Origin of the sequence: Saccharopolyspora cebuensis (genome assembly GCF_039542665.1) — a bacterium.
GTDB classification, from domain to species: domain Bacteria; phylum Actinomycetota; class Actinomycetes; order Mycobacteriales; family Pseudonocardiaceae; genus Saccharopolyspora; species Saccharopolyspora cebuensis.
Genome location: NZ_BAABII010000018.1, coordinates 1 through 19,919, shown reverse-complemented (window position 1 = coordinate 19,919; position 19,919 = coordinate 1). Strand labels below are relative to the sequence as shown.

Here is a 19,919-nt window from a genome sequence, read left to right as displayed (position 1 = left end):
GGCCGGCCGCCGCGTACGGGAACAGCGGCGCGGCCAGCCGCACGGAAGGGTCAGAATCGGCAGGTAAACCGCACGGCCTTGCCGCAAGTCGGGCAGGCCACGTAGGCGCGGTCACGGTCGCCGAACGGCACGCGCACCAGCTCAGGCACGCGGTAGGCGTGCGGACTGCCCGACCAGGAGTACAGGTGCACCGTGTCGGCGGTCTCCCAGCGATGCCCGTTCACGCATTCACCCGTGGCGTTGGAGTAGTCGGCCCACTCTTCCAATTCGTCCACAGTGGAGCGGTAGACGGTTGGGGCGACGTACAGGCCGAGGTGATCGCTCACGGTGATCATCAAATCGCCGAGTTCGGCCGAGGACAGCACCACGAACCCGAGATCATCGATCAGGTGATCGGAGAAGTTGACCAGGTTGTGATGCCACAGTTCCCCGTCACCGTGCAGACCGGCCGGAGGTTCGCTCGTGCGATCGAAGATCCACTTCGCGATCACCTCATCGTGCGGCCACTTGTGGCCGTTCGCGTCCATCCACTCGCGCAAGTCGTCGGTCAGATCGTCCGCGTACTCGCCGCGATCGTTGATCCATTCCTGCGTGTCCACGGTCAGATACCCGTCACCGTGCGACCACGCTTCAACAGACACACTGGTCATGAGAATGCCTTTCACTGATTACGGCTGCGGGAATATCGGGGTGCGAATCCCTACCCGCAATGTTTGTTTCTGTTCGGAACTTTCCGGGATCTCTTCCCTGTTGTTCCGATGGTTCTAGCCTAACGCCGGCGCCGCGCGCGGCACAACATCGCTCGATGGGTTTTTCTGACGATTTTCCTTGGCGGGTCAAGCTGCCTTTGCCCGAGCCTGACCAGTGTTGATGTGTGTATCAAAGAGAAGTAGCGAACGCTGAACTGAAGCCGTGTTTGACTCTTTTATATGGAATTCGGAAAGCGTCTTTGGTGGGCGCGAATAGAAATAGAGGAAACGGGATTAATGGTAAGTCGGTGCCACACGCCATGCGTCGTCCACCACCCACGGTCCCTCCGGTTCATGCCTCTCTCTCCCTCCAGTCGTCAACCGGTTCCCGCGGGGTACCGAGGCTTGGTGTGCTCAGGAAGGGCCAGCAGCCCGTTGACCTGCGACAACGCGCGGTCGGGGGCTTCTTATTTAATGGGAAGATGAGCAGGCAGATGAGTGGGAAGATGAGCGGGCAGATGAGCAGGTTGATCACATGAGGTCACAGTGCGTAGATCATCTACTGCTCTGATCGGGTGGAGTTGACCACTCAATAGGTTTGGACGGCGCGCTTGAGCGGCGTGCCCACCTGCGTCGGAGTGACCATGGACGGTCCGGGGGTGCTACCGACGCCGACCGCGTGGGTGGCAGACAAGGGAGTCGCCCCTCACCTCATGAGGGTATCGAGGAGCACACGGGGAAAGGAAGCCAGGCATGGGGATTAGCGCCGACGAGGTGCTGAACTGGTTCGATGCCGTGAATTGGCAGCAGGGGGAATGGGTTCCGGAGATTGTAGTAGCACTCTGGGACGGCCAAAAGCGCTTCCTGGACCTGTTGAAGGAAATCCAGGACAGTAGTACCCAGCACCGGTGGTCAAACAAGACGAAACCGCTCACCCGGCAGAGCTTGTCGCTGACTCTGACCCGTATGGAGAGGGAGGAACTGGTGCTCCGGCATGAGGACAACTCCTCGGTTCCGCGGGCGGTCTGGTATGAGGTGTCTCCAATTCTTCGTGAGTTCCTGGAGGAACGAGCGCGACCACCAGCAGAGTGGATAGCCAGCCATCAGGATCTGATCGAACGGATTCGCCAGCGCCGGGTCACGCGGGAACGTGATCGTGGCCGCGACGACGAGACCTGATCTGGTCAACATGGAGTTCGGCGGCCGTACGTCAGCTGGCGACCCGGTGCTGGCGCGCTTGCAGGGCGCGAGCGAGTGTCAATGTGTTGGGGTCGGGGCGCTCGCCGATCTCGGCAAGCGTGGTGGTCAACAGTTGGACGGTGCGGCTTATGGCATCGGCGAACCCGAGCTGAGCTTGCACCCGCATGATGTCGCGGTAGATGTCCTCGTTCTCCGGGTTGAGCAGCCTCGCGTGTTCGAGCAGCTGTAGCTGACGGTGCGGATCGTGCCCACGGTAGTGGGCAGCCATCCCAGCCAGCGCGTCGACCACCGTGCGGTGCGCGGCTTCGCGCGGGCCTTCGAGCCACAGCGCGGACATGCCGTCAGCGATCTCGCCCCGGTAGACGGCCGCGATGCGTGACCAGGCGGCCATGCGGTCCTCGTCAGTGACCGCGGTGTGCCTGTCGTGCTCGGCCTCGTGGAGGTGCCAGTAATCGACCTCGACCTGGCTGGGGTCGAGCGCGACCTGCTCATCGTGCTGGAAGATGAGGTCCACCGCCCGGTCGCCGGTGGCGTGTGATAACGCTTTGCGCAGCTGCGACAGGGACGCGTAGAAGGCGTTGAATGGCCGCCGGCCCCGGGCGTCCGGCCAGAGCGCTTCACGGACGGCTTCGCGGGTCGTGCCTGACGGATGCAGGGCCAGGAAGACCAGCAGCGCCCGGTGCTTCGGCGCCAGCACGGACGTGATGTTGTGGGCGTGCCCGTCCGGACTGTGCCAGGTCACCGTGACCGGGCCGAAGACCGACAGCTCCCACGGCCGTTCCGGGTACTGGCGTGCCCGTTCGGTCACTCCCACCAACGTAGGCACGTTGGCGGCCTCCGCGAAGGTCGTCCCCACGGATGCCTGCTCGACCTCGGGGTGAAGCAGGGACGTGGTCTCGATATCAGCGTCCTCGATCGCGCTGCTGTCCTGCCCCGGGCTCCCCGGTCCGTCACGTTGAGAATCAGCGTCGTCCTCTGCAGGTCCCACGTCGACCTCGGGCTCAGGAGCGGAGCCGGTCATACGCTCGCTGGCGCTCCCGTCGTCTGTTTCCTCGCGCTCGTCGGTGGTGCGGACATCGTCGTCGAGGGCAGGCTCGGGAGTGCTGTCGGCTGGCTCCGGCGGACTCGATGACGGCACATCGGCCAGCAGCGCCACCAGGTCACGGGTATCGGTGGCGTCGAGATGGAACAGGCAACTGCCCCGGAGATCATCCAGGGAGGGACTGGCTGCCGACACGACGCCGTCAGCGCGTACTCGCACGGTGGCCCCGGCTGGCCAGTGGCCGAGCAGAATGCCAGCGACGCCGCGGTCGGAACCGGTATCGAGGAGCGATTGCAGTCGGGCGTGCGGGCGGTCGGTCTCAGCGACCAGCACGGTATGCAGTGCACCGAGCTTGTGTCCGGAATCGTTGGGAGAGCAGCGTTTCTCCAGCGCCGCGACGGCACCGGAGAGATCGTCGGTGACGTGCAGCCGTGCCGACGCGGGCAGTTCCGCGCCCAGCAACGCGCGCGCATTGTCTGCGGGGATCACAACGGTGGCGTGCGTGGTGCCCAGCAGGTGCACCAGCAGCGAGCGCGCTGTGGCCTCGGCGCCTGCTCCGGTTAGCCCGAGCCCGCGCACCGCGGCGAGGTCGAGAGCGCGGGCGCGTTCGTCGCGGACACCGATTTCAACGGAAGCACTGTCGATGTCGCCGTGCCCTGCCGCGATCGTCGTAGGCTCATGCGGCGGCTGCTCGTCGTCGAGCCCGATTGGCTGCTCATCGTCGTCGTGGCCCTCCTCCAGCTGCACCTCGTCGTAGGCCAGACGCAGGGCGTGCACGGCTGGGGCCGGCGCGGGAGGCGGTGTGCGGTCGCCACTTCCGGGCTTGTAAACGCGCAGGCGCTTACGACGGCGGATCACCATCGCGAGGGCAACGGCGCTAGCCAGGGCCGCGGCGACAAGCCCACCACTCCACAGGGTGATCGCGGTTCCCGAGGTGCCGCTGACAGCGTCGGGGGCAGGAGCATGATGCCGGTCCGGCGCAGCATCCGGAGCGGGATGAACGGTGGGCGGCTGGGGCGGGATCGGCTGCGGTGGAGCGGGCGCGGGCGCCGGTTCAGGCGGCGGTGGCGCCGGACTCGCCACAGCATCATCCGGCAACTGGAGTATCCAGCCGGGCCGAATCAGGTGCGGGTCGCTCAAGACGCGTCCGTCAGGTTGGGGACGTCCCTGATTGAGCTGGTACAGCTCGGTCCAGCGATTACCGTCGCCGAGTTCGCGCTCGGCAACGCGCCAGAGGCTGTCGTGGATGCCGGCCTGCGGGGGCTGCACGACTACGACACCGTGCTCGGGCCGGGCGTCAGCTGTGTCGGCTGTCCGCGGCACCGAATAAGTGACCGCTCTCGGTATCGTGACGTCGGTGGCCATCACCGCCGAAGCCGGGTTTGCCGATGGCAGCGGGCCTGCTATCGCTGCGGGGGCGCGCGGGTGCCACAGGACGAGCACCGCGGAAACGACCAGCACACCGGCCACCGCATGCACCGGCCCGATCGTCGGCGGACGTACGCCGTGCAGCGCATGGGGAACGCATCGGGCCACGTCCACAGCGAATACCGCCCAGGTAGGCCAGGCGATGCAGGCCAGGATGTCCAGCAGCAATGTGACCGACAAGGGATTGAGCAGCGTCGCTTCGATTTCGTCGCCGGTCGGGATGTGATCGGGAAGCGGCCATCCAATGTAGACGACGAGTCCCCATGGGACACCCACCAGCAGTGCTGCCAGCACGAGCAGAGCGGCCAGCGCCACGAGCAGGCGACGAAGTCCGGACGCGAGCCGCCTGAGACGTGTCATCCGCTGCCTCCCAGCGAACCTTGGTCGGGATGGGCTTGCCCATCGCCGGAAACGGTCAGATCGGAGATCCCGACGAGCCCGAGGAGTTGTGTGGCTTGATGTCCCTCGACCTGCACACGGACCAGGTTGCTGTCGGCCGTGACGGTGCCGGTCGCGCCGACGGAGTTCAGATAGTGCTGCGCGGCGGCCCGCGCGGCGGCGGGGTTCAGTCGGGCAGCACCACCGGAGCGATATGCGGCCAGGTCGAGTTCCTGCGCACCAGCTCGGGCGGCTTCTTGCGCCTGACCGATGGCGCGCGACTTCGCGGCCAGGGCAAATCCGCCGTCGAGGACCAGACCCGCGAAGAGCAAACAGCCGGTCGTGATGATCACGACGAAGGCGGTGACGCGTCCACGCTCATCCCCGGCCAGCGAACGTCCACGGTGACTCATCCTCCTGCACCTCCCGCCGTCACACTGCCGCGCCACTGGTCAACGACGGATGACGCCGACGCTTCGGTCGTCGTCGCACCTGGCACACCCAGTAGGGACAAGTCCGAAAGGCCGATCTCGCAATTCACCGTGACGATCACGGTGCTGCCAGGTCGCAGGCTTCCCACCTGCGCCTTGACACCGAGACTGCGGCAGGTGATCCCTGCCTGTCCCAGAGCGGCTTCGGCCGTGGCTCGTGCGCTGCTGGTGGCCTGGACGCTGCTGCGCGCCAGGGTTGCCGCCCGGACGGCCTGATGGGCGGCATCGTCGACACGCAGGCGCGCGTCGGCGAGCCGTCCGCAGAAGACCACGAACAGCAGCAGTACGATCAGTACCGGTGTGAGCAGGGTCAGCTCGGTGGCCACCGAACCGCGCTCATCGCGGCGCAGCCGCGTCAAAGAAGTTCTCATCCGTTGGCCTCCGGTGGCACGAACCGTTCACTCGGCCCGACCGCTCGGGCACGCACCGGCAGATCCAGGAACGGCACCACCCGCGCGGCATGTCCGGTGATCTCCACAGTGGACTGCTCCGGGCCGCGCGTGACCGCCGCACGCGGGTCATGCAGCGGACCACCCCCGAGTTGGGCCAGGACCGACCCAGCTTGGGCTTGACCGTCGGCGCTGCTTCCGCCCTGCACCCGCGCGCCCGAGAGGGCTTGGGAAGCGGCGGCCTGAGCGATGTGGGTGGCATGCGCCCACACTGCGAACTGCGCGATGACCAGCAGCAACAGCAGGAGCGCGGGTACGGCCAGCACCAGTTCGGCGGTGACCGAGCCGCGTTCATCGCCGCCGAAGCGACGCCACACCTGGCGCACTCGCTGGATCGCGGCGGGCCGCGCCGTCACATCTTGCCTCCGATCTCGTTGGCCTTGCGGGTGACGGCTGCGACGATGATCGCGATCACCGCGATGGCTGCGGCGACCAGCAGCGCGGTCACCAGGACGGTTTCGGTGGAATAGCCGCGCTCGTCCGCGCGGATCTGGTCGATGCGGGCGCGGACGGTGGCGACGATGACGGTCAAGTACGCCAACATGTCTGATCCCTTTCTGTGCGGGCTACAACGAGCCGAGGACGGTCGCCATGGCCGGGTACGCGATGAAGACCAGGAAGCCGGCGAACAAGCAGATGACGGGCAGGCTCATGCGCTCGGTCGCTGCTTGGGCTTGGCCTTCGGCTTCGGTCAGCTCGTGGGTGCGCATCGCCGCGGCTTTCGCCGCCAGGGAGGCGCGAACCTTGGCACCTTCGGTTCCGGCTAGCGAGACCGACGAGGACAGCTCGACCAGTTCGCGGATGTCCAGTTCCTCGCCGAGCTGGCGCAGGGTGTCCCAGGGGGTGGTGCGCGTCAGGCGTGCCGTGGTCAATGCCCGGCGGATGCGGGCGAAAGCCCATCCCTGACCGATGGCCGCCGCGTCGTTCAGCGCGCCGTCCACCCCGGCGCCGCCTGCCAGCGAAACCCGCACTAGGTTGAGGTAGGCGCTCAAGGCGTGCCGGAAGGAGGTGCGCTTGCGTTCGGCTTGCTGGCGCACATCCAGATCCGGCAGGAGGAATCCGCCCATCGCGCAGCCGACGCCGACGACGAAGGGCACCTGCCAGGGGAAGACCACCCCGGCTGCCCACAGCATCGCCTGCAGCAGGCCGGGCAGCAGCAGACCGGCGACGGCCAGTACCGCCTTCTCCGCCAGCAACGTGTCCGGCGACCGGCCCAGCACGAGCAGATCCCGGCGCTGCCGCTCGGAGGGAAGGCCCAGCGCCCGCAGCGGTCGCACCGCGGGACGGCCCCAGCGCGTGGCCCAGCCGCCCGAGTCGACAGCGGTGATCGTGGGCCGGTCTTGGCTGGTCGTGCGTACGGCAGCCAGGGCACTGGCCAGTGAGGGACGTGGCGGAAGTAACCAGACCAGCAGCGCCCACAGGCCGAGCCCAACACCGGCTCCGAGGAGCACAGCAGTGGTGATCATGGCTGTACCTCCTGTGTCGCTCGCGGCTCGGCGCCGGTGAGGTGGGTGAGGAACCGTTCCGGCTCGCCGATGCGCGCGATCTTGGCCAGCCACGCGAACGCCAGGGCGAACAATCCGCCGACGACCAGCAGCATGATCTGGCCGAACGCGCTGTCGTAGGGGTCGAGATAGCCACGGTTGAGCACCACCAGGCCCGCGGCGAAGATCAGCGTCGTCGCGACGATCACCCGCACGCTCGTGCGCGTGCGTGCCCGTCCGGACTCCACCCGCAGGCGCATGGAGACCTGCTCCCGGGCCTCGGTCGCCAGTTCCCCGAGCAGATCGGCGAGCTGGCGGGCTTGGTGCTGGGAGGCCAGCACCAAAGCGCTGATGACCAGGTCAGCCGTCGGGTCGTTCAGGTCATCAGCCAGACCACCCAACGCGTCGGCGAGCTTGTCCCCGCGTTCGATGCGCACCGAGAGTTCACGGACGTCGTCGCGGATCGCCGCCGGAGCGGTGTCCACCGTGGCCTGAATGGCTTGTTCCAGGCCAGCAGCGGCGGACAAGGTGTCGCGCAGCATCTCGGTCCACGCGGCGATGGCCTCGATCCGCGCAACCCGCCTGGCCTGATCCTGGTTGCGCCCCAGCACCCGGGGCAGCGCCCAAACACCGAGCAGGGTCAAGGCGCCGCCGACGACCCACCCGGTGACCGCGCCCACCAGCACGCCGGCCGCTACGCTCACCGCGATCCACCGCGCGGACGTGCGGTGCCGCAGCCGCTCTACCCACTGTGCCCAGCGGCTGGGCATGGCCGACGCGGCGGGGTCGCGGCTCCGCACACCGAGAATGAGCAGGAGCACCCCGAGCGCGAACCCAACCCCGAGGGCTCCCGCCACCGCGATCGAGCCGGTCACGGGTTCCACCACCCTTCCGGCCGTTCCAGTACATCCGGGTCGAATCCCACCTCGGTCAGGCGCTCGACGGTCTCGGTCCGCAGCGGAACCCCGGGAACGGCGCGGCCGGTGGGATCGGGCCGGTACACCTCGTTGGACACGATCTGCTTGTCATCGGCACCGACGACCTCGCGAATCGAGGACACGACACGGGTTTTGTCATCCCGGGCCTCGGCAAGGTGGATGACGAAATGCACCGCAGATGCGATGAGCAGGTTCGTGGCCTCCAGCCCCAACCGCTCGGGGCTTTGGGCCGCGTAGGTCGCCAGCTTGGTGAACGCTCCCCGCGAATCGCTCGCGTGGACGGTGGCCATGCTGCCGTCGTTGCCCTGGGTCATCGCGTTGGCCATCGGGATCAGCTCGGACCCGCGGACCTCGCCGACGATCACGCGGTCCGGGCTCATCCGCAGCGCCCACCGCACCAGGTCGGCCTGCGAGATCGCTCCTTCGCCCTCGACGTTCGGTTCCCTGGCTTGCAAGGCCACGGTGTCGGGATGCTGCGGATCGCGATCCAGGCCCAGCTCGAAGTTGTCCTCGATGGTGATCAGCCGCTCATGCGGCGGTATGGCCGAAGCTAACCCGCGCAGCATCGTTGTCTTGCCGATCGCGGTTCCGCCGACGATGAGCATGTTGAACCGGGCACGTACCAGCGCACCGAGCAAGGCTTCCAAACCCGAGTCGATCGTGCCGAGCTGGCGCAATCGCGCCAGCGTGACCTGCGAGAAGCGGTGCCGCCGGATCGACACCGACGGACGCCCGGTCACCGCCATCACCGCGAAGAGCCGACTACCATCGGGCAGTTCGACGTTGACGCCAGGCGATCCGCGATCGAAGCGCCGTTCTTCGACCCCAGCGCGCGCCGCCAACGAACGCACGAGGTCGATCAGCTCATCATCCGACGTCGCCACCGGTGGCATTTGCGCGCGCCGACCGTCGCTGTAGCGCACGAACACCCGGTCGTAGCCGTTGACGTTGATGTTTTCGATGTCCTCGTTGGCGAGCAGGGGCTGCAGACCACCCATGCCGAAGATCTCGTCGAGCACCGAGGTGATCACCTGGCGCTCGACGTCATCGGGCGGTAGACCAGCGCCCGACGGATGGGCCAGTTCTTCGTTGGCGTAGGCATCAGCGGCGTCGCCGGCCAGCTTCTCCGCAAGGCTTCGGCGCGCGTGGTAGTCCAATGGAGGGCGCCCGTACTGCTCGTCCTCGCGGATACGTTCGGCCAGCCCTTCCGAAACCGCCTGGCGCAGACGTGTGCGCAACGGCCCAACGGCAGGGTGCTCCCCGTCCAGACTCGCCGGGCCGGGTGGTGTGCGTGTCTGCTGAGGCTGAGGGTGTGGCGGCATCGCCGATGTCCGGGGCTCGTACGAGTTCGTTGTCATCGCGGCACCACTCCATTTCCGCCTGCCGGTACCTGTGCAGCCAGTGCGTCGCCAGCCTGCGAGCCATCGGAGGGCGCAGAGGGCTGGACGTGCGCCACTAAGCTGCGAGCAATCCGCGCGGCGGCGCGGCCGAGCGCGGACTTCTCTGGCGGGCGCCCCCGCTGGTGTCCACAGAGGAGTGCGGCACCGGAGGCGTCGTCGGGCAAGGTGCCCATCACCGGCACGCGTAGTTCCTGCTCGACCTCAATGCGGTTGTAGCCGTCCCCGATGAGCACCAGCCCAGGAGTTCGCGTCCACGTCGGAATCTCGTTGAGCAATGTGGCCACATGGGAGAGTTCATCGGCACGAGGCCGAGCCATCACCACCAGCGCCTCCGCCCCGCGGATCAGGGGGAGCGCGGGAGACGAGGAATCCAACCGGCCGACGTCGACCAACACCGCCGCATCCTGCGGACTGGCCGCCGCCCGCATCGCCCGCACACCCCGCGTGGTCAGCACGCCCAATGCGGCGCGGGCCTGCTCGGCGGCCACGGGGCCGGGCACGACCCGTAGGCCGCCGGGGAGCTGCTGGCTGTGCTCTGCCAGTAACTCCGCGCTGGATTGCCGGCGCGCAGCCGCGGCCAGCGATACCAGTCCCGGACTGGCCGTCAGCCGGTGCCGTGCGGCGAGGTCCCCGCCTGCCGGGTCGGCCTCGATCACCAACGGGTCGCCAACCGGCCAACGCGCTGCCAGGGCGAGCGTTGCCGTGGTGACCCCGGGCGAACCCTTCACCGAGCAGATTCCGACGAGCATCACTGTCCTCCTGCCGGAACGGCGACCAGAGCCAACTGGCCGGGCGGAATCGCGGCGACCTGGCGGGCGGTGGCGGTGGGCATCTGCAGCGAGACCACCGTCGACTGGTCATTGGTCTGCGGCGCCACGCTGACCACTGCCGCTTGCCATGGGCCGCCAGAGGCGGTCGATGAAGTCGAGCCGGTGGTCGAACTCGTTCCGCTGTTCGGCGCGACGATCACCGAGACGGTCGCGCCTGGGGCGATGTCCGGTGGAGCCTGGCCGGCTTTGACCGCCACGGCAACGACGCCTTGGCCGGCTGGCGGAACCTGCGGATGCCCCAAGGCCGACCGGGACAGCAGCGTCCCGGCCGGCAGGGAGTAAGCGACGGGCTGGCCGAGTACCGACGACGCCTGGCTCGCGGGAACCACATCCGTGCCGGAACCAGCCGACATCGGCACCTGCCGCAAATCCTGTGGAGCCAACACGTGCCCGACGTTGACCGGCCGCGCCAAGGTCAGCATCGGCTCGCGATCGCCAACCTGAAGCACGGTGATCACGGACCCGGCCGCGCAGACCACGACCAGCAGTACCCCCAAAACGAGGTACGGCACCCGTCGGCGCCGGCTGCCGCCACTGGAAATCCGCGACGGCGCGCCAGGCTTACGGCCTGCCCACGACCGCGAGGCGGCAGGCGGCCCCTGGGCGGGTTCATGAGTCGATGTAGGTGTGGACATCCAGCGCCTCCAGACAATGCGGTACCCCGCACCCCTTTCCCTTCAGGAAATGGGGTGTTGTGTCGTCGGATTTCCTTGTATGTCTACAGTGGACCTATTGCTACCGCGGCGCGTTGTTGAGCGCCTGCGATTCGGCCACTGCGAACGTTGCGTTCGACGTCGTTGTCAGGTCCGGGAAGGTGCCGTCTTGTCCGGCTCCAGACCACGCCACTGTCCAGTGCACGGTCGCGGCGACCGGGTAGGTGTTGTTCGGCTGCCCTTGCGAGGTCTGCCGGTAGGTATGGCCGCAATCGGGGCTGGCCGCCTTCGGATCACCGCCTGCTGGGAACGGGCTACCCGCGCCCTGGCAGGTGATCGTGGAGCCGTCGCCCATCGACCACGTCACCGACTGCGGTGTCGCGGTCGCCGTCACCGAAACCCCAGGCACGGAGGCGGTCGCCGTCTGCGGTCGCCATTGGCTGCGGTCCATCCACAGCCACGTCGGCAGGTTCACCAGCTGCGTCTCGGCAGGTGACGCGTGAATCTGCGGTGACGGCAACCGCAACTGGTTGTACGCCTGCTGGGCCAACTGCTCCGGTGAGGGAGTCGGCTGCGGCCCGTTGGGAATCCAGATCGGCGGCCGGTACAGCGCATCGGCGAAACCTTGGCCGGAGCACTGGTACACGTACCAAGCTCCTGACTGGCCCGGCGGCTGTTGCTGGGCGAACCGAGCCTGGGCCGGCGATGTGGACGGCCGGTACACCGCCGGGGTCACCGTGATCGCACCGCCGCTTTTCGGCGGGTGGTACGCCACCGTGGTGGTCCCCTGGCTCGGCGGTTGGTAGTCGCTGGGCACGTACCGGCAGTTCGCCAGGTTCGGGTCTCCCAGGATCTGGTCCCCCTGCTGGCGCGGGGGACTACCACCATCGGACTCCGAGCCGTCGCTCTGGCCCGGCTGCTGAGGCGGTGACGGGGGCTTGTCGGGCTGACCGCCCTGTCCCGCCCCGAGCCGGCACCCTGCGTAGTTCGCTTGGCCGCAGTCGACACCGCCCCACACATCCGCTAGCGCGGTTCCCGAGCCAGCAACAAGCAGCGTGGACACCGACAGGGTCACGACTACAGAACTTCTCAGCCGCATGTGCCCACCCCCTGGACGGCGAACTGATTCACCTTCCAAGTGCCGTCTGGCTGCTTCTTGACCTCGGCCACGATCGATCGACGGCCACCAGGAGTGTCGCCAGGAGCTGGCTGACCGTTTGCCTCCATGACCTTCGAGGTTCCGGTTGAGTCGCCGCAGTCGGAGATCATGACCGTCTCCGGGGCATTCGGCGGCTCAGCCGACGTGACCTGCGGGAAGTTCTTCGGGGTTCCGCGGCTGACGACATGGTTGAAGTGGTCCGCATACAGCGACCTGGTGATCGTGGTCAGGGCGTTGCCCGTGGCGTAGCGGGCCAGCTCGGGCGAGCGCCAGTCAGAGGTTTGCCCTGCTCGGGCCATCGCCTGCCACATTCCGACATAAGCTGCCTTGGCCTGCTCTCGGGCCGTATCGGCTGGGGACGGGGCTGACGGTGACGGCGGGGCTTCAACGCTCGTCGATGGGTCCGGCGGGGAGGCCGGCGCTTGCGGATCTTGCGAGCTGCAAGCGACCGCCGCCAAGCAAAGGATTACCGAACCCGACAGGGCGACCGACGGGATAACCGGACTACGCATACAACTCCCCAGTACGGTGGTCGTCATCCGCTGTACGTGATCGAGGTACCCGACCACATGTACATCCGGTTACCTCGGTCACATCAACCAGACCAAGGAGGCGAATCGCCTTCCACAGCCCCCGACGCAGGGAAATTCACTCGATTGGAGTAGTAATTGGGGGCATAAGGCTCTTGCAGTTGCTCCACTGGGCTACTGATCCAACACGCAGCGAACACGTCATGCGATCACAGAACGTGTCACGTCACCTCGGAGCGTCACTCACGTGCCATCTGCTCTTGCCATCGCTCTGTGGGCCGGCTGCGGTCTGACGGCCGGCTCACTGATCGCGCTCGCTGTCCGGCGGCGAGAGCAGCAGACCCCGCGGCAACAGCTGCTGGCGCAGGTCATCCTCACGAGCGGGCTCTTCGCTGTGCTTGCTTGGCGCCACGGCAGCGCCCTGCAAGTCTCGGCCGCCGCAGGCTACGCCGCAGCTGCCGTACCGCTGGCCGCAGTCGACCTGCGCACCGGCAAACTGCCCAACTGGCTGACGCTGCTCGCGCACGTGTTGACGCTCGCGGGCCTGCTCGTGGCCACGCTGGTGCACCTGCGAGCGAGCGGCTTGCTCGCCGCTCTGGTCGGCTCGATTGTGTTCGCCGCGCTCTACGGCGCGTGGTACGTCTTTCTGCCTGGTCACATGGGCGGCGGCGACCTGAAGCTCTCGGCGGTGTCCGGAGCTGTACTCGGGTGGCAAGGGTGGCCGACGGCGTCGCATCCGCACCTCCTGACGGCGGGGGTTCAACTCCTCGCCTGGCTGGCGGGAGCGCTGCTGCTGATCTGGCTGCTTCAGGCTGCGGCCTACCTCGTCGCGCGAGCCGTCAGGAGGCGGTTGGCCACGTTGGCGCTTCGGCACGGTCCGTTCCTAGTGCTGGGGACAGTCACGGCACTGGTGCTTGCTCCGTGAAGCTCACTGTGTCCCCGGATCAGCGTTCGCGGCCCAGGGCGCCCATACGCGCTGTTGCTGCTCAGGATCGCGCAGATGCTCGGCGACAGAACGCGGGCGGATGTCGAGACTATCGATGCTGCCCCACCAGCACCATTTCAACTCGCGGCCGTTGCGGATACCCTCACTCGCCGGCTGGGCGAGATCTACCTCGAAAACGAAATGAATCTCGTGACTGGTTTTGGCGCCCTTTTCGTCGATGTTCTCGATTGCCGCAGAAAATCGATAGTCGTGAATTGAGAGCCCAAAATCTTCCCGCAGAGTCCGAAGCAACGATCTTTCCACGGGGTCACCGGGCGTGACCGCTCCTCCAGGGAGCGTCCAATGCTGGCCACCTTGATATCGACACAGGAGAACATACTGGTCGTGCCCAATGAGCCCGTCAGACATGACCCCGATAGCAGCAGGCATAGGACCATCCCTTCCTGACGACAGCCAGCTGAAGTCGCGGTCGGCATCCTGGGCGGCGCCCCAATTGACCGGTCAACGAGGCACAGCGCCTGATGGATGCGTGTCGGCGCAACATACGTACTGCCTGCCTGGCAGTCGCAGCCAGGGCCTGGTGCGACAGGCAGGGTTGCATTGTGCCGCTCATGCGTGCGCCCGACACGGCCTTGTCGGCCATCGTGCCCCAGCCGTGTCCTGGCATAATCGGTCGACTGGGGCGTACCCGGAGGGCACACGTCAACTCCCCGCTCTTTCGATGATGCTTACGCATCAGCGCCCGCGCTCATCTCCCCACAGCAGGATGTGCAGCCGCGTGGAGAGGTTCCAGTTCCTTTGGATCGCTTCGTCGGCGAGCCAGGACATCCGGCTGAGAACTCGCTCGCGTGTCGTTCCTTCCGGCATGACCCATATCGGCGAAAGATCGAATTCCTGTGCGTAGTGAGAAATTTCTTCGAGGTCACTCTCGTGAGCCGCCACGAATTTAAAAATGGATTTCCCTGATGAAGCAAGTGTGCGAATTGCTTCTGGGTTGATCCTGGTGCTCCTGCTCACCGTCCTTCCGGCGAACGCTGCGGTCTTGGGTGAGACATTGAACTGGCTTACGGAGTGGAGGATGGCCGGGATCGGAACGATAGTTCCGTTGGTCTCGATCTCGATGCGGCGGCCGGCTGCGGCGAGGGATCGAACGAGAGGGCTCAGCGATTCCTGCTGAAGCAGCGGCTCTCCACCGCTGATCACGACGAGATCGACGGATTGGGCAGTAACCCAGCTATATAGATCGTCGGCGGTCATCTTCTGGCTCTCTCGACTCGGGTCGAATCGAGACCAGTCCCATGTGTATGGAGTGTCGCAACCTGGGCACGACAAGTTGCATCGCGAGAGCCGGATGAAGAGCGCTTGCCTTCCCGTTGAGGAACCTTCCCCTTGCACCGTGGGGCCGAAGCGCTCCGACACGAGCAAGGGGCGTGCGATGGGATCGGTTAGCGCTGTCATGGTTGCGGAACCTCGTACTCGGCCCAGCTGGTCGGACTCTCATGGACGCGTACCGTCTCCAGGCGGGCGGGAATCGTCGGCTCGACGTTTTTTCGGAACCATTCGGCGATGTGGCAAGCAAGGTTCTCGCTGGTCGGCTCGATGTCGAGAACCTTGTTCAAGTATTGGTGATCCATCGTGGCGTCGAGGTAGTGGCGAAGTGGCCGTAACTCACCGAAGTCGGTGACGAACCCCGGCGGAGTCAGACTCTCTGCCGCGAGCACCACTTCGACGGTGTAGGTGTGCCCGTGAAGACGGGAACACTTGTGGTCAGCTGGCAAACTCGGCAGGCAGTGCGCTGCATCGAAAGTGAAGCACTTGCCGATCCGGTAGCTCACGGTTCACCCCGTTTCACTTGGGACTTCGGCAGTTTCGGCGAGTAGGGCCGCGCCGAGGCGCACCTGCCGCGTGCGGGCAGCCAACTCTGATGGCGGGCGAACGGTCACCGGGCACTGCCGTGCGGCCGGGACGTGCAGCGCGGAGGGCGCGGGCGCCGATGTCGTTGGCGCCTGCGGATGCTCCGGGTGAGGAAGGTCGAGCAGGGCTTGCAGCGCCCGTTGAGCGTCGGCCGCGTAGAGCCACACGATGACCTCGGGCGTGAAGATGTCCGTGACGTCTGCGGTCGGCACTCGGGCACTGATCACATCGTCGAGGTCGCGGATGACGACGAGGTCGACGAACGGTCCCCAGTCATAGGTACCGACGATCAGCGTGGGCTGTCGCGGCCCGTTGCAGTAGCGCAGCGTGAAGCCATCCCGTGCGACGGAGGTCAACAGCTCGTCGATTTCCGGGGGGAACGCGGCGTCTGCGGGCTGGTGATTGGAGTTCATGACGTGGCGGTACCGGTTCACGGTTGGCTGCAAGTGGAACTGGTTGCGGCGAGGCATCGGGGGAGGGCGGGGAGCGGGTCGGGGGCCGCCTCGCCGCAACCGAGTGGCAGTCAACCCGCCCCGCAGGTGGGCGACCAGAGCACACTTGCTGCACGAATGCTGCACAGCGGCTGCACACGAGGAGCTGACCTGTGCCGATGCTGTGGCCGTGACCACTACAATCACCTGATCGAATGGGGTCCTAGCCCGGCTGGCTGTGGCTTCGCCGAGATGTACTCAGCGAATGGCGAACGTATTCGGGGGTGGCATGGCGCGTCAGCGACGTGGGTTGGCTGCACGCCGTGCCGGCCTGGGCTACACCCAAGAGCGTTTCGCGGAAGCGGTCGGGGTCGAGCGCAGCACCATCTGGCGCTGGGAGACCGGCGCCGTCGCTCCCCTGCCTGAGCAGTGCCGACGTATCCGGATCGTGCTCGGTATGACACCCGCCCAGGTCGATGAGCTTCTACGCGAGACCGCCGCTGAGCGTCGTTCAGCTGCCGGCCAGTTGCCGGAGCACCGCGCCGCCTCGCCCACTTCATCGTGGGACGACCCGGACGAGGTGTTGCTGCACCTGCACGAACTGCAGGAGTCGAACATCGGTGACGGCCAACTGCGGCTTCTGGAAGACCAGGTGCATCGCATCGTCGCCGAGTACGAGCAGCGCGGCCCCGCTGAACTCGGACCACCCACCGCCCGCTTGCGCCGACAGGTCCACCAACTGCTGGGCGGCCGTCAGCTCCTGCGAACCCGCTACCGGCTGCACCGGGCCGCGGCGCAGCTTTCCGGCCTGCTGGGCTACATGGCCATCAACACCGGCCGTTTTCGGCTCGCGAGCGCGTACTGCGCGGAAGCCCTGCACCTCGCCACCGAGATCGAAGACATCGACCTCCAGGTCTGGGTATGGGGCACCCGGTCGCTGGGCGCGTACTACCAGGCCGACTACGCCCACGCTCACGCCCACGCAGCGCGGGGCCGGGCATTGGCACCCAACAGCCCCCAGGCCATTCGCCTCCTAGCCAACGGCGAGGCTCGGGCGCTCGGTCAGCTCGGTGATCGCGCCGGTGCCGATGCGGCCGTCGGACAAGCCTTGGCGTTGATCGATCGGTACGACATCGACCCCGGGCTCACGCCATGTATCTCCTTTGAGCCGTACGGCTACGCTCGGGTGGCCGCGAACGCGGCCACCGCCTACGTCCCGCTGGGCGATACCGCACGCGTGCTGCACTACACCGGCGACGTTGATCCCGCCGTCGAACAAGCGGATTCCGACTGGAGTCGGGCTCTGGTCAGGCTCGACATCGCTATGGCCGTGCTCCGACAGGACGATGCCGACCTGGAGCAGGCCCTTGCGCTGGGGCGGGAAGCGCTGCGCGTGTGCGCCGACCATCCGATCCGATCGGTCTGGCAGCGCGCCACCACGCTGCACGAACTCACCCAGCGCTGGGCCAACGAGCCTCGGGTCATCGAGTTCGCCGACCAACTCCGCACCTGGCGCGGTCGCCCCCAGGTCCAGGCGATCTCAGGCGGAACCCGTTGACGGCCGTTCATCGAAGGCCGGTAGGTGTGTACCGCATGGGAACCTCGTACAGCTCGACCTTCCCCGTCACGCCGCCCGCTGACCCCGACGACCCCACCTGCGTCGCTCAGCACGACCAAGCTGCGTTCGAGCAGGTCGAGCAGATGCTGTGCCACTGGGACCGGCCGCATCGGCGTTCGTTGCACTGGATGATCACACTGGACCAGCAGCCTCGCGCCGTCGAGTTGAGCCAGCGCTGCCGAACGGTCCTCCCCGAAGACGGCCTGGACCTCATCCCACCGGAGAGCCTGCACCTGACCGTGCGGCGCTTCGGCTACGTCGATGAAGTCCCCGTCGACAAGCTCGACGCCGCGGTCGAAGGCGTCGGCGAGCACTGTCAGGGGACCAGTCCCTTCCGCCTTCACCTGCTGCCTCTGGCGGGCTCACCAGGCGCCGTCCGGTTCAGCGTCGCCCCGTGGTCCCCGCTGCTTGCGCTGCACCGAGCGGTGTCGGTGGCCTCCGGCCACGACGAAGTCGACCCGTTGACCCTGTACCGCCCGCATGTGGGGATCGCCTACAGCAGCCGTGCGCAGGACCCACGTCCCTTCGTCGTGGCTGCTCGCGAGGCCCAGACGCTTCCGTCGGCCGAGATCGTCATCAACGAGCTGCGGCTGGTCGAGCTGTACCGCGCCGACCACCAGTACCGATGGCGTGTCCTCGAACGCTTTCCGTTCACTGGGGACGCGATGCACTGAGATCGGCCTGCTTGACATTGGGCCGGCGCTTGCATCGGGTCCTACCAGTGATTCCCGGCTGAGGCGATCAGCTCATCGAGGCTGGTCAAGCAGTTCTGGATCTGGGTGGAGCCATCCTCGCGGGCCTTGGCGATCACTGCGAGGACGGCGCCTTCATCGCGGCTCGTGCGTAGCGCCGTCAGCACCTGCTGCTCGACGCCGTCCAGCCTGGAACGGTACTCATCAACCGCGTCGTGGGGCAGGGATTCGCGTGTCACCTGGAGCGCCGCGAGGAGATCGTCAACGCTGGTCATCGCTGTCCTGTTCGGCGATCACCTCGACGCTGAATCCCGGCCGCACGGTCCCGTCGCCCAGCTCGGCGTGCTCGATCGCCCGCGCGATGCCCTGCGCCGTCACGCGGATCGCCTCCATAGGGTCGTCGACCTCGACGGCCTTCCAGAAGGTCACGGCTTCGGCGTCGGCGTCGACCTGCGCGAGCAGAGGTGTCAGGCCGGAGTGCTCGAACCACGATCGTCCGACTCGTTCTAGGTGTGTGATCCGGAGAGGTTGGGGACGCGGTCTGCTGGTGGGGCTCCGTGGATGGCGGTGTGGGGTCGGTGGAAGTTGTACCAGTCGAGCCAGTCGGCGAAGGTTCGCTGGCGTTCGCGTTCGGAGTGGTAGGGCTGTTGGTAGGCCCATTCGTCGAGCAGGGTGCGGTGGTAGCGCTCCACTTTTCCGTTCGTTTGTGGGCGCCAGGGGCGGGTGAATCGTCGGGCGATGCCCAGGTCGGTGCAGACTTGTTGCCAGGTGTTTTTGCGGTAGGACCAGGCGTTGTCGGTGAGTACTCGCTCGATGGTCACGCCGTGGCCGGTGAACCAGGCCTGTGCCCGGCGTAGGAATGCGGCGCAGGTCGCGGCCTTCTCGTCGGCCAGGGTTTCGGTGTAGGCCAGTCGGGAGTGGTCATCGAGTGCGGTGTGCAGGAACAGATATCCGCCACCGCAGGCGCGGGCTTGATTGCCCCGGCCGGCGGCACGCCCCAGGACGCGGTGGCCGCCGCCCTCGGGAATCCGACCGAGTTTTTTCACGTCAACGTGGACCAGTTCGCCGGGGCGGGGGTGTTCGTAGCGGCGCACCGGTTCGCCGGTGGCCCGGTCACACGCGGCCAGGATCGGACGGTGGTGGCGGCGCAGGACCTGGTGCACGGTCGACGCGGCGACCGGGACCCGGCCGGCGATGCGCCCCGGCCCGATCTTGTGCTCGTCACGCAGCCGCAGGACCTCGTCCTCGACCGCCCGACTCGTGCGTTGCGGACTGCGGTGCGGACGGCTGGAGCGATCGTCCATAGCCTGCTCGCCGTCGTGGCGGTAACGGCCCGCCCAGCGGGCCGCGGTCGTGTGGGCGACCTGGAACCGCTCGGCCGCACGACGAACAGGCCAGCCATCATCGACGACACATCGGGCCAGCCGCAGCCGCCCGGTCGGAGTCAGCGGAGCGTTACGGTGGACCACCAGAGGGCCTCCTCGGGTCGGCGTGTGTTCGTGGTGATCCACACCGAACCCGGAGGCCCTCACCCATATCAAGATCATCCACCGCGTGCCGACCTGTCACCAACGTGCCCGAACAGCACATCTAGGGCGTGTTGCTAAAAGTTGTTCCGGGATGTGTGGGCGATGCTTGGGGGGTGTC

24 protein-coding genes are annotated in these 19,919 nt (G+C 66.9%); 4 read left to right on the top strand and 20 right to left on the bottom strand.

Annotation, left to right across the window (positions count from 1 at the left end):
• Nucleotides 1-50: 50 nt before the first annotated feature.
• Nucleotides 51-650 carry a hypothetical protein gene (locus ABD976_RS24310; RefSeq protein ID WP_186361450.1) on the bottom strand — a complete coding sequence of 200 codons (600 nt, stop codon included), beginning with the start codon at nucleotides 648-650 and terminating at the stop codon, nucleotides 51-53.
• A gap of 792 nt (nucleotides 651-1,442) precedes the next feature.
• Here ABD976_RS24310 and ABD976_RS24305 point away from each other — a divergent pair.
• Nucleotides 1,443-1,868 carry a helix-turn-helix transcriptional regulator gene (locus ABD976_RS24305; protein ID WP_186361449.1) on the top strand — a complete coding sequence of 142 codons (426 nt, stop codon included), beginning with the start codon at nucleotides 1,443-1,445 and terminating at the stop codon, nucleotides 1,866-1,868.
• Nucleotides 1,869-1,899: 31 nt separating this feature from the next.
• On the opposite strand, the gene ABD976_RS24300 is transcribed toward ABD976_RS24305, so the two are convergent.
• The 12 genes from ABD976_RS24300 to ABD976_RS24245 form a co-directional block, all read right to left on the bottom strand.
• Entirely contained in the window at nucleotides 1,900-4,719 is a 2,820-nt protein-coding gene (locus tag ABD976_RS24300; RefSeq protein WP_186361448.1) for a hypothetical protein, read from the bottom strand.
• Entirely contained in the window at nucleotides 4,716-5,150 is a 435-nt protein-coding gene (locus ABD976_RS24295) for a pilus assembly protein TadG-related protein (protein WP_186361447.1), read from the bottom strand. Before ABD976_RS24295 ends, ABD976_RS24300 begins: the two co-directional genes overlap by 4 nt.
• Entirely contained in the window at nucleotides 5,147-5,554 is a 408-nt protein-coding gene (locus tag ABD976_RS24290) for a TadE/TadG family type IV pilus assembly protein (protein ID WP_345367115.1), read from the bottom strand. Before ABD976_RS24290 ends, ABD976_RS24295 begins: the two co-directional genes overlap by 4 nt.
• A gap of 41 nt (nucleotides 5,555-5,595) precedes the next feature.
• The gene (locus ABD976_RS24285) at nucleotides 5,596-6,033 is read right to left on the bottom strand and encodes a TadE/TadG family type IV pilus assembly protein (protein ID WP_186361445.1); all 438 of its coding nucleotides are present in this window, start codon (nucleotides 6,031-6,033) and stop codon (nucleotides 5,596-5,598) included.
• Entirely contained in the window at nucleotides 6,030-6,221 is a 192-nt protein-coding gene (locus ABD976_RS24280; RefSeq protein WP_186361444.1) for a hypothetical protein, read from the bottom strand. Before ABD976_RS24280 ends, ABD976_RS24285 begins: the two co-directional genes overlap by 4 nt.
• A 22-nt stretch (nucleotides 6,222-6,243) precedes the next feature.
• Nucleotides 6,244-7,143 carry a type II secretion system F family protein gene (locus ABD976_RS24275; protein ID WP_186361443.1) on the bottom strand — a complete coding sequence of 300 codons (900 nt, stop codon included), beginning with the start codon at nucleotides 7,141-7,143 and terminating at the stop codon, nucleotides 6,244-6,246.
• Complete coding sequence (locus tag ABD976_RS24270) at nucleotides 7,140-8,036, bottom strand: type II secretion system F family protein (RefSeq protein WP_186361442.1); 897 nt, start codon at nucleotides 8,034-8,036, stop codon at nucleotides 7,140-7,142. The genes ABD976_RS24275 and ABD976_RS24270 overlap by 4 nt, the downstream gene beginning before the upstream one ends.
• Nucleotides 8,033-9,337 (bottom strand): TadA family conjugal transfer-associated ATPase, encoded by a 1,305-nt coding sequence (locus tag ABD976_RS24265; RefSeq protein ID WP_369775446.1) that lies wholly within the window; start codon nucleotides 9,335-9,337, stop codon nucleotides 8,033-8,035. The genes ABD976_RS24270 and ABD976_RS24265 overlap by 4 nt, the downstream gene beginning before the upstream one ends.
• 116 nt (nucleotides 9,338-9,453) lie before the next feature.
• A complete protein-coding gene (locus ABD976_RS24260) occupies nucleotides 9,454-10,248 on the bottom strand; it encodes a MinD/ParA family ATP-binding protein (protein ID WP_186361440.1) in 795 nt (264 codons plus the stop codon).
• Nucleotides 10,248-10,826, bottom strand: a complete 579-nt coding sequence (locus tag ABD976_RS24255) for a flagella basal body P-ring formation protein FlgA (RefSeq protein ID WP_222132341.1) — start codon at nucleotides 10,824-10,826, stop codon at nucleotides 10,248-10,250. The genes ABD976_RS24260 and ABD976_RS24255 overlap by 1 nt, the downstream gene beginning before the upstream one ends.
• 238 nt (nucleotides 10,827-11,064) lie before the next feature.
• Nucleotides 11,065-11,799, bottom strand: coding sequence for a hypothetical protein (locus ABD976_RS24250; protein WP_222131405.1), 735 nt, complete (start codon nucleotides 11,797-11,799; stop codon nucleotides 11,065-11,067).
• A 272-nt stretch (nucleotides 11,800-12,071) separates the two neighbouring features.
• Nucleotides 12,072-12,452 carry a hypothetical protein gene (locus ABD976_RS24245; protein ID WP_186361438.1) on the bottom strand — a complete coding sequence of 127 codons (381 nt, stop codon included), beginning with the start codon at nucleotides 12,450-12,452 and terminating at the stop codon, nucleotides 12,072-12,074.
• A 466-nt stretch (nucleotides 12,453-12,918) separates the two neighbouring features.
• Here ABD976_RS24245 and ABD976_RS24240 point away from each other — a divergent pair, with 466 nt between their 5' ends.
• Nucleotides 12,919-13,596 (top strand): prepilin peptidase, encoded by a 678-nt coding sequence (locus tag ABD976_RS24240; protein ID WP_186361437.1) that lies wholly within the window; start codon nucleotides 12,919-12,921, stop codon nucleotides 13,594-13,596.
• A gap of 3 nt (nucleotides 13,597-13,599) precedes the next feature.
• Here the strand turns inward: ABD976_RS24240 and ABD976_RS24235 are convergent, their stop codons facing one another.
• From ABD976_RS24235 to ABD976_RS24220, 4 genes are all read right to left on the bottom strand, one after another.
• On the bottom strand, nucleotides 13,600-14,025 hold the full coding sequence (locus ABD976_RS24235; protein WP_186361436.1) for an NUDIX domain-containing protein: 426 nt from the start codon (nucleotides 14,023-14,025) through the stop codon (nucleotides 13,600-13,602).
• 327 nt (nucleotides 14,026-14,352) lie between these two features.
• Complete coding sequence (locus ABD976_RS24230) at nucleotides 14,353-15,075, bottom strand: 7-carboxy-7-deazaguanine synthase QueE (RefSeq protein WP_186361435.1); 723 nt, start codon at nucleotides 15,073-15,075, stop codon at nucleotides 14,353-14,355.
• Nucleotides 15,072-15,452 carry a 6-pyruvoyl trahydropterin synthase family protein gene (locus tag ABD976_RS24225; protein ID WP_186361434.1) on the bottom strand — a complete coding sequence of 127 codons (381 nt, stop codon included), beginning with the start codon at nucleotides 15,450-15,452 and terminating at the stop codon, nucleotides 15,072-15,074. Before ABD976_RS24225 ends, ABD976_RS24230 begins: the two co-directional genes overlap by 4 nt.
• A gap of 3 nt (nucleotides 15,453-15,455) precedes the next feature.
• Nucleotides 15,456-15,944 carry a hypothetical protein gene (locus ABD976_RS24220; protein ID WP_186361433.1) on the bottom strand — a complete coding sequence of 163 codons (489 nt, stop codon included), beginning with the start codon at nucleotides 15,942-15,944 and terminating at the stop codon, nucleotides 15,456-15,458.
• A 283-nt stretch (nucleotides 15,945-16,227) separates the two neighbouring features.
• Here ABD976_RS24220 and ABD976_RS24215 point away from each other — a divergent pair, with 283 nt between their 5' ends.
• The gene (locus ABD976_RS24215; protein ID WP_186361432.1) at nucleotides 16,228-17,520 is read left to right on the top strand and encodes an NsdA family TPR-like regulatory protein; all 1,293 of its coding nucleotides are present in this window, start codon (nucleotides 16,228-16,230) and stop codon (nucleotides 17,518-17,520) included.
• Nucleotides 17,521-17,555: 35 nt separating this feature from the next.
• A complete protein-coding gene (locus ABD976_RS24210; protein WP_186361431.1) occupies nucleotides 17,556-18,254 on the top strand; it encodes a 2'-5' RNA ligase family protein in 699 nt (232 codons plus the stop codon).
• Between the two features lie 41 nt (nucleotides 18,255-18,295).
• Here the strand turns inward: ABD976_RS24210 and ABD976_RS24205 are convergent, their stop codons facing one another.
• The 3 genes from ABD976_RS24205 to ABD976_RS24195 all read right to left on the bottom strand — a co-directional run bounded on the left by ABD976_RS24205 (nucleotide 18,296) and on the right by ABD976_RS24195 (nucleotide 19,741).
• Entirely contained in the window at nucleotides 18,296-18,547 is a 252-nt protein-coding gene (locus ABD976_RS24205; protein WP_186361430.1) for a hypothetical protein, read from the bottom strand.
• Nucleotides 18,534-18,701, bottom strand: coding sequence for a hypothetical protein (locus ABD976_RS24200; RefSeq protein WP_186361429.1), 168 nt, complete (start codon nucleotides 18,699-18,701; stop codon nucleotides 18,534-18,536). The genes ABD976_RS24205 and ABD976_RS24200 overlap by 14 nt, the downstream gene beginning before the upstream one ends.
• A gap of 77 nt (nucleotides 18,702-18,778) precedes the next feature.
• Entirely contained in the window at nucleotides 18,779-19,741 is a 963-nt protein-coding gene (locus ABD976_RS24195) for an IS481 family transposase (protein ID WP_186361428.1), read from the bottom strand.
• Between the last annotated feature and the right edge of the window lie 178 nt (nucleotides 19,742-19,919).

Coding starts and splice junctions, on each gene's coding strand:
- ABD976_RS24310 (WP_186361450.1), bottom strand. CDS start 650: ATGACCAGTGTGTCTGTTGAAGCGTGGTCGCACGGTGACGGGTATCTG.
- ABD976_RS24305 (WP_186361449.1), top strand. CDS start 1,443: ATGGGGATTAGCGCCGACGAGGTGCTGAACTGGTTCGATGCCGTGAAT.
- ABD976_RS24300 (WP_186361448.1), bottom strand. CDS start 4,719: ATGACACGTCTCAGGCGGCTCGCGTCCGGACTTCGTCGCCTGCTCGTG.
- ABD976_RS24295 (WP_186361447.1), bottom strand. CDS start 5,150: ATGAGTCACCGTGGACGTTCGCTGGCCGGGGATGAGCGTGGACGCGTC.
- ABD976_RS24280 (WP_186361444.1), bottom strand. CDS start 6,221: ATGTTGGCGTACTTGACCGTCATCGTCGCCACCGTCCGCGCCCGCATC.
- ABD976_RS24275 (WP_186361443.1), bottom strand. CDS start 7,143: ATGATCACCACTGCTGTGCTCCTCGGAGCCGGTGTTGGGCTCGGCCTG.
- ABD976_RS24260 (WP_186361440.1), bottom strand. CDS start 10,248: ATGCTCGTCGGAATCTGCTCGGTGAAGGGTTCGCCCGGGGTCACCACG.
- ABD976_RS24245 (WP_186361438.1), bottom strand. CDS start 12,452: ATGTGGCAGGCGATGGCCCGAGCAGGGCAAACCTCTGACTGGCGCTCG.
- ABD976_RS24235 (WP_186361436.1), bottom strand. CDS start 14,025: ATGTCTGACGGGCTCATTGGGCACGACCAGTATGTTCTCCTGTGTCGA.
- ABD976_RS24230 (WP_186361435.1), bottom strand. CDS start 15,075: ATGACAGCGCTAACCGATCCCATCGCACGCCCCTTGCTCGTGTCGGAG.
- ABD976_RS24220 (WP_186361433.1), bottom strand. CDS start 15,944: ATGAACTCCAATCACCAGCCCGCAGACGCCGCGTTCCCCCCGGAAATC.
- ABD976_RS24215 (WP_186361432.1), top strand. CDS start 16,228: ATGGCGAACGTATTCGGGGGTGGCATGGCGCGTCAGCGACGTGGGTTG.
- ABD976_RS24210 (WP_186361431.1), top strand. CDS start 17,556: ATGGGAACCTCGTACAGCTCGACCTTCCCCGTCACGCCGCCCGCTGAC.
- ABD976_RS24205 (WP_186361430.1), bottom strand. CDS start 18,547: ATGACCAGCGTTGACGATCTCCTCGCGGCGCTCCAGGTGACACGCGAA.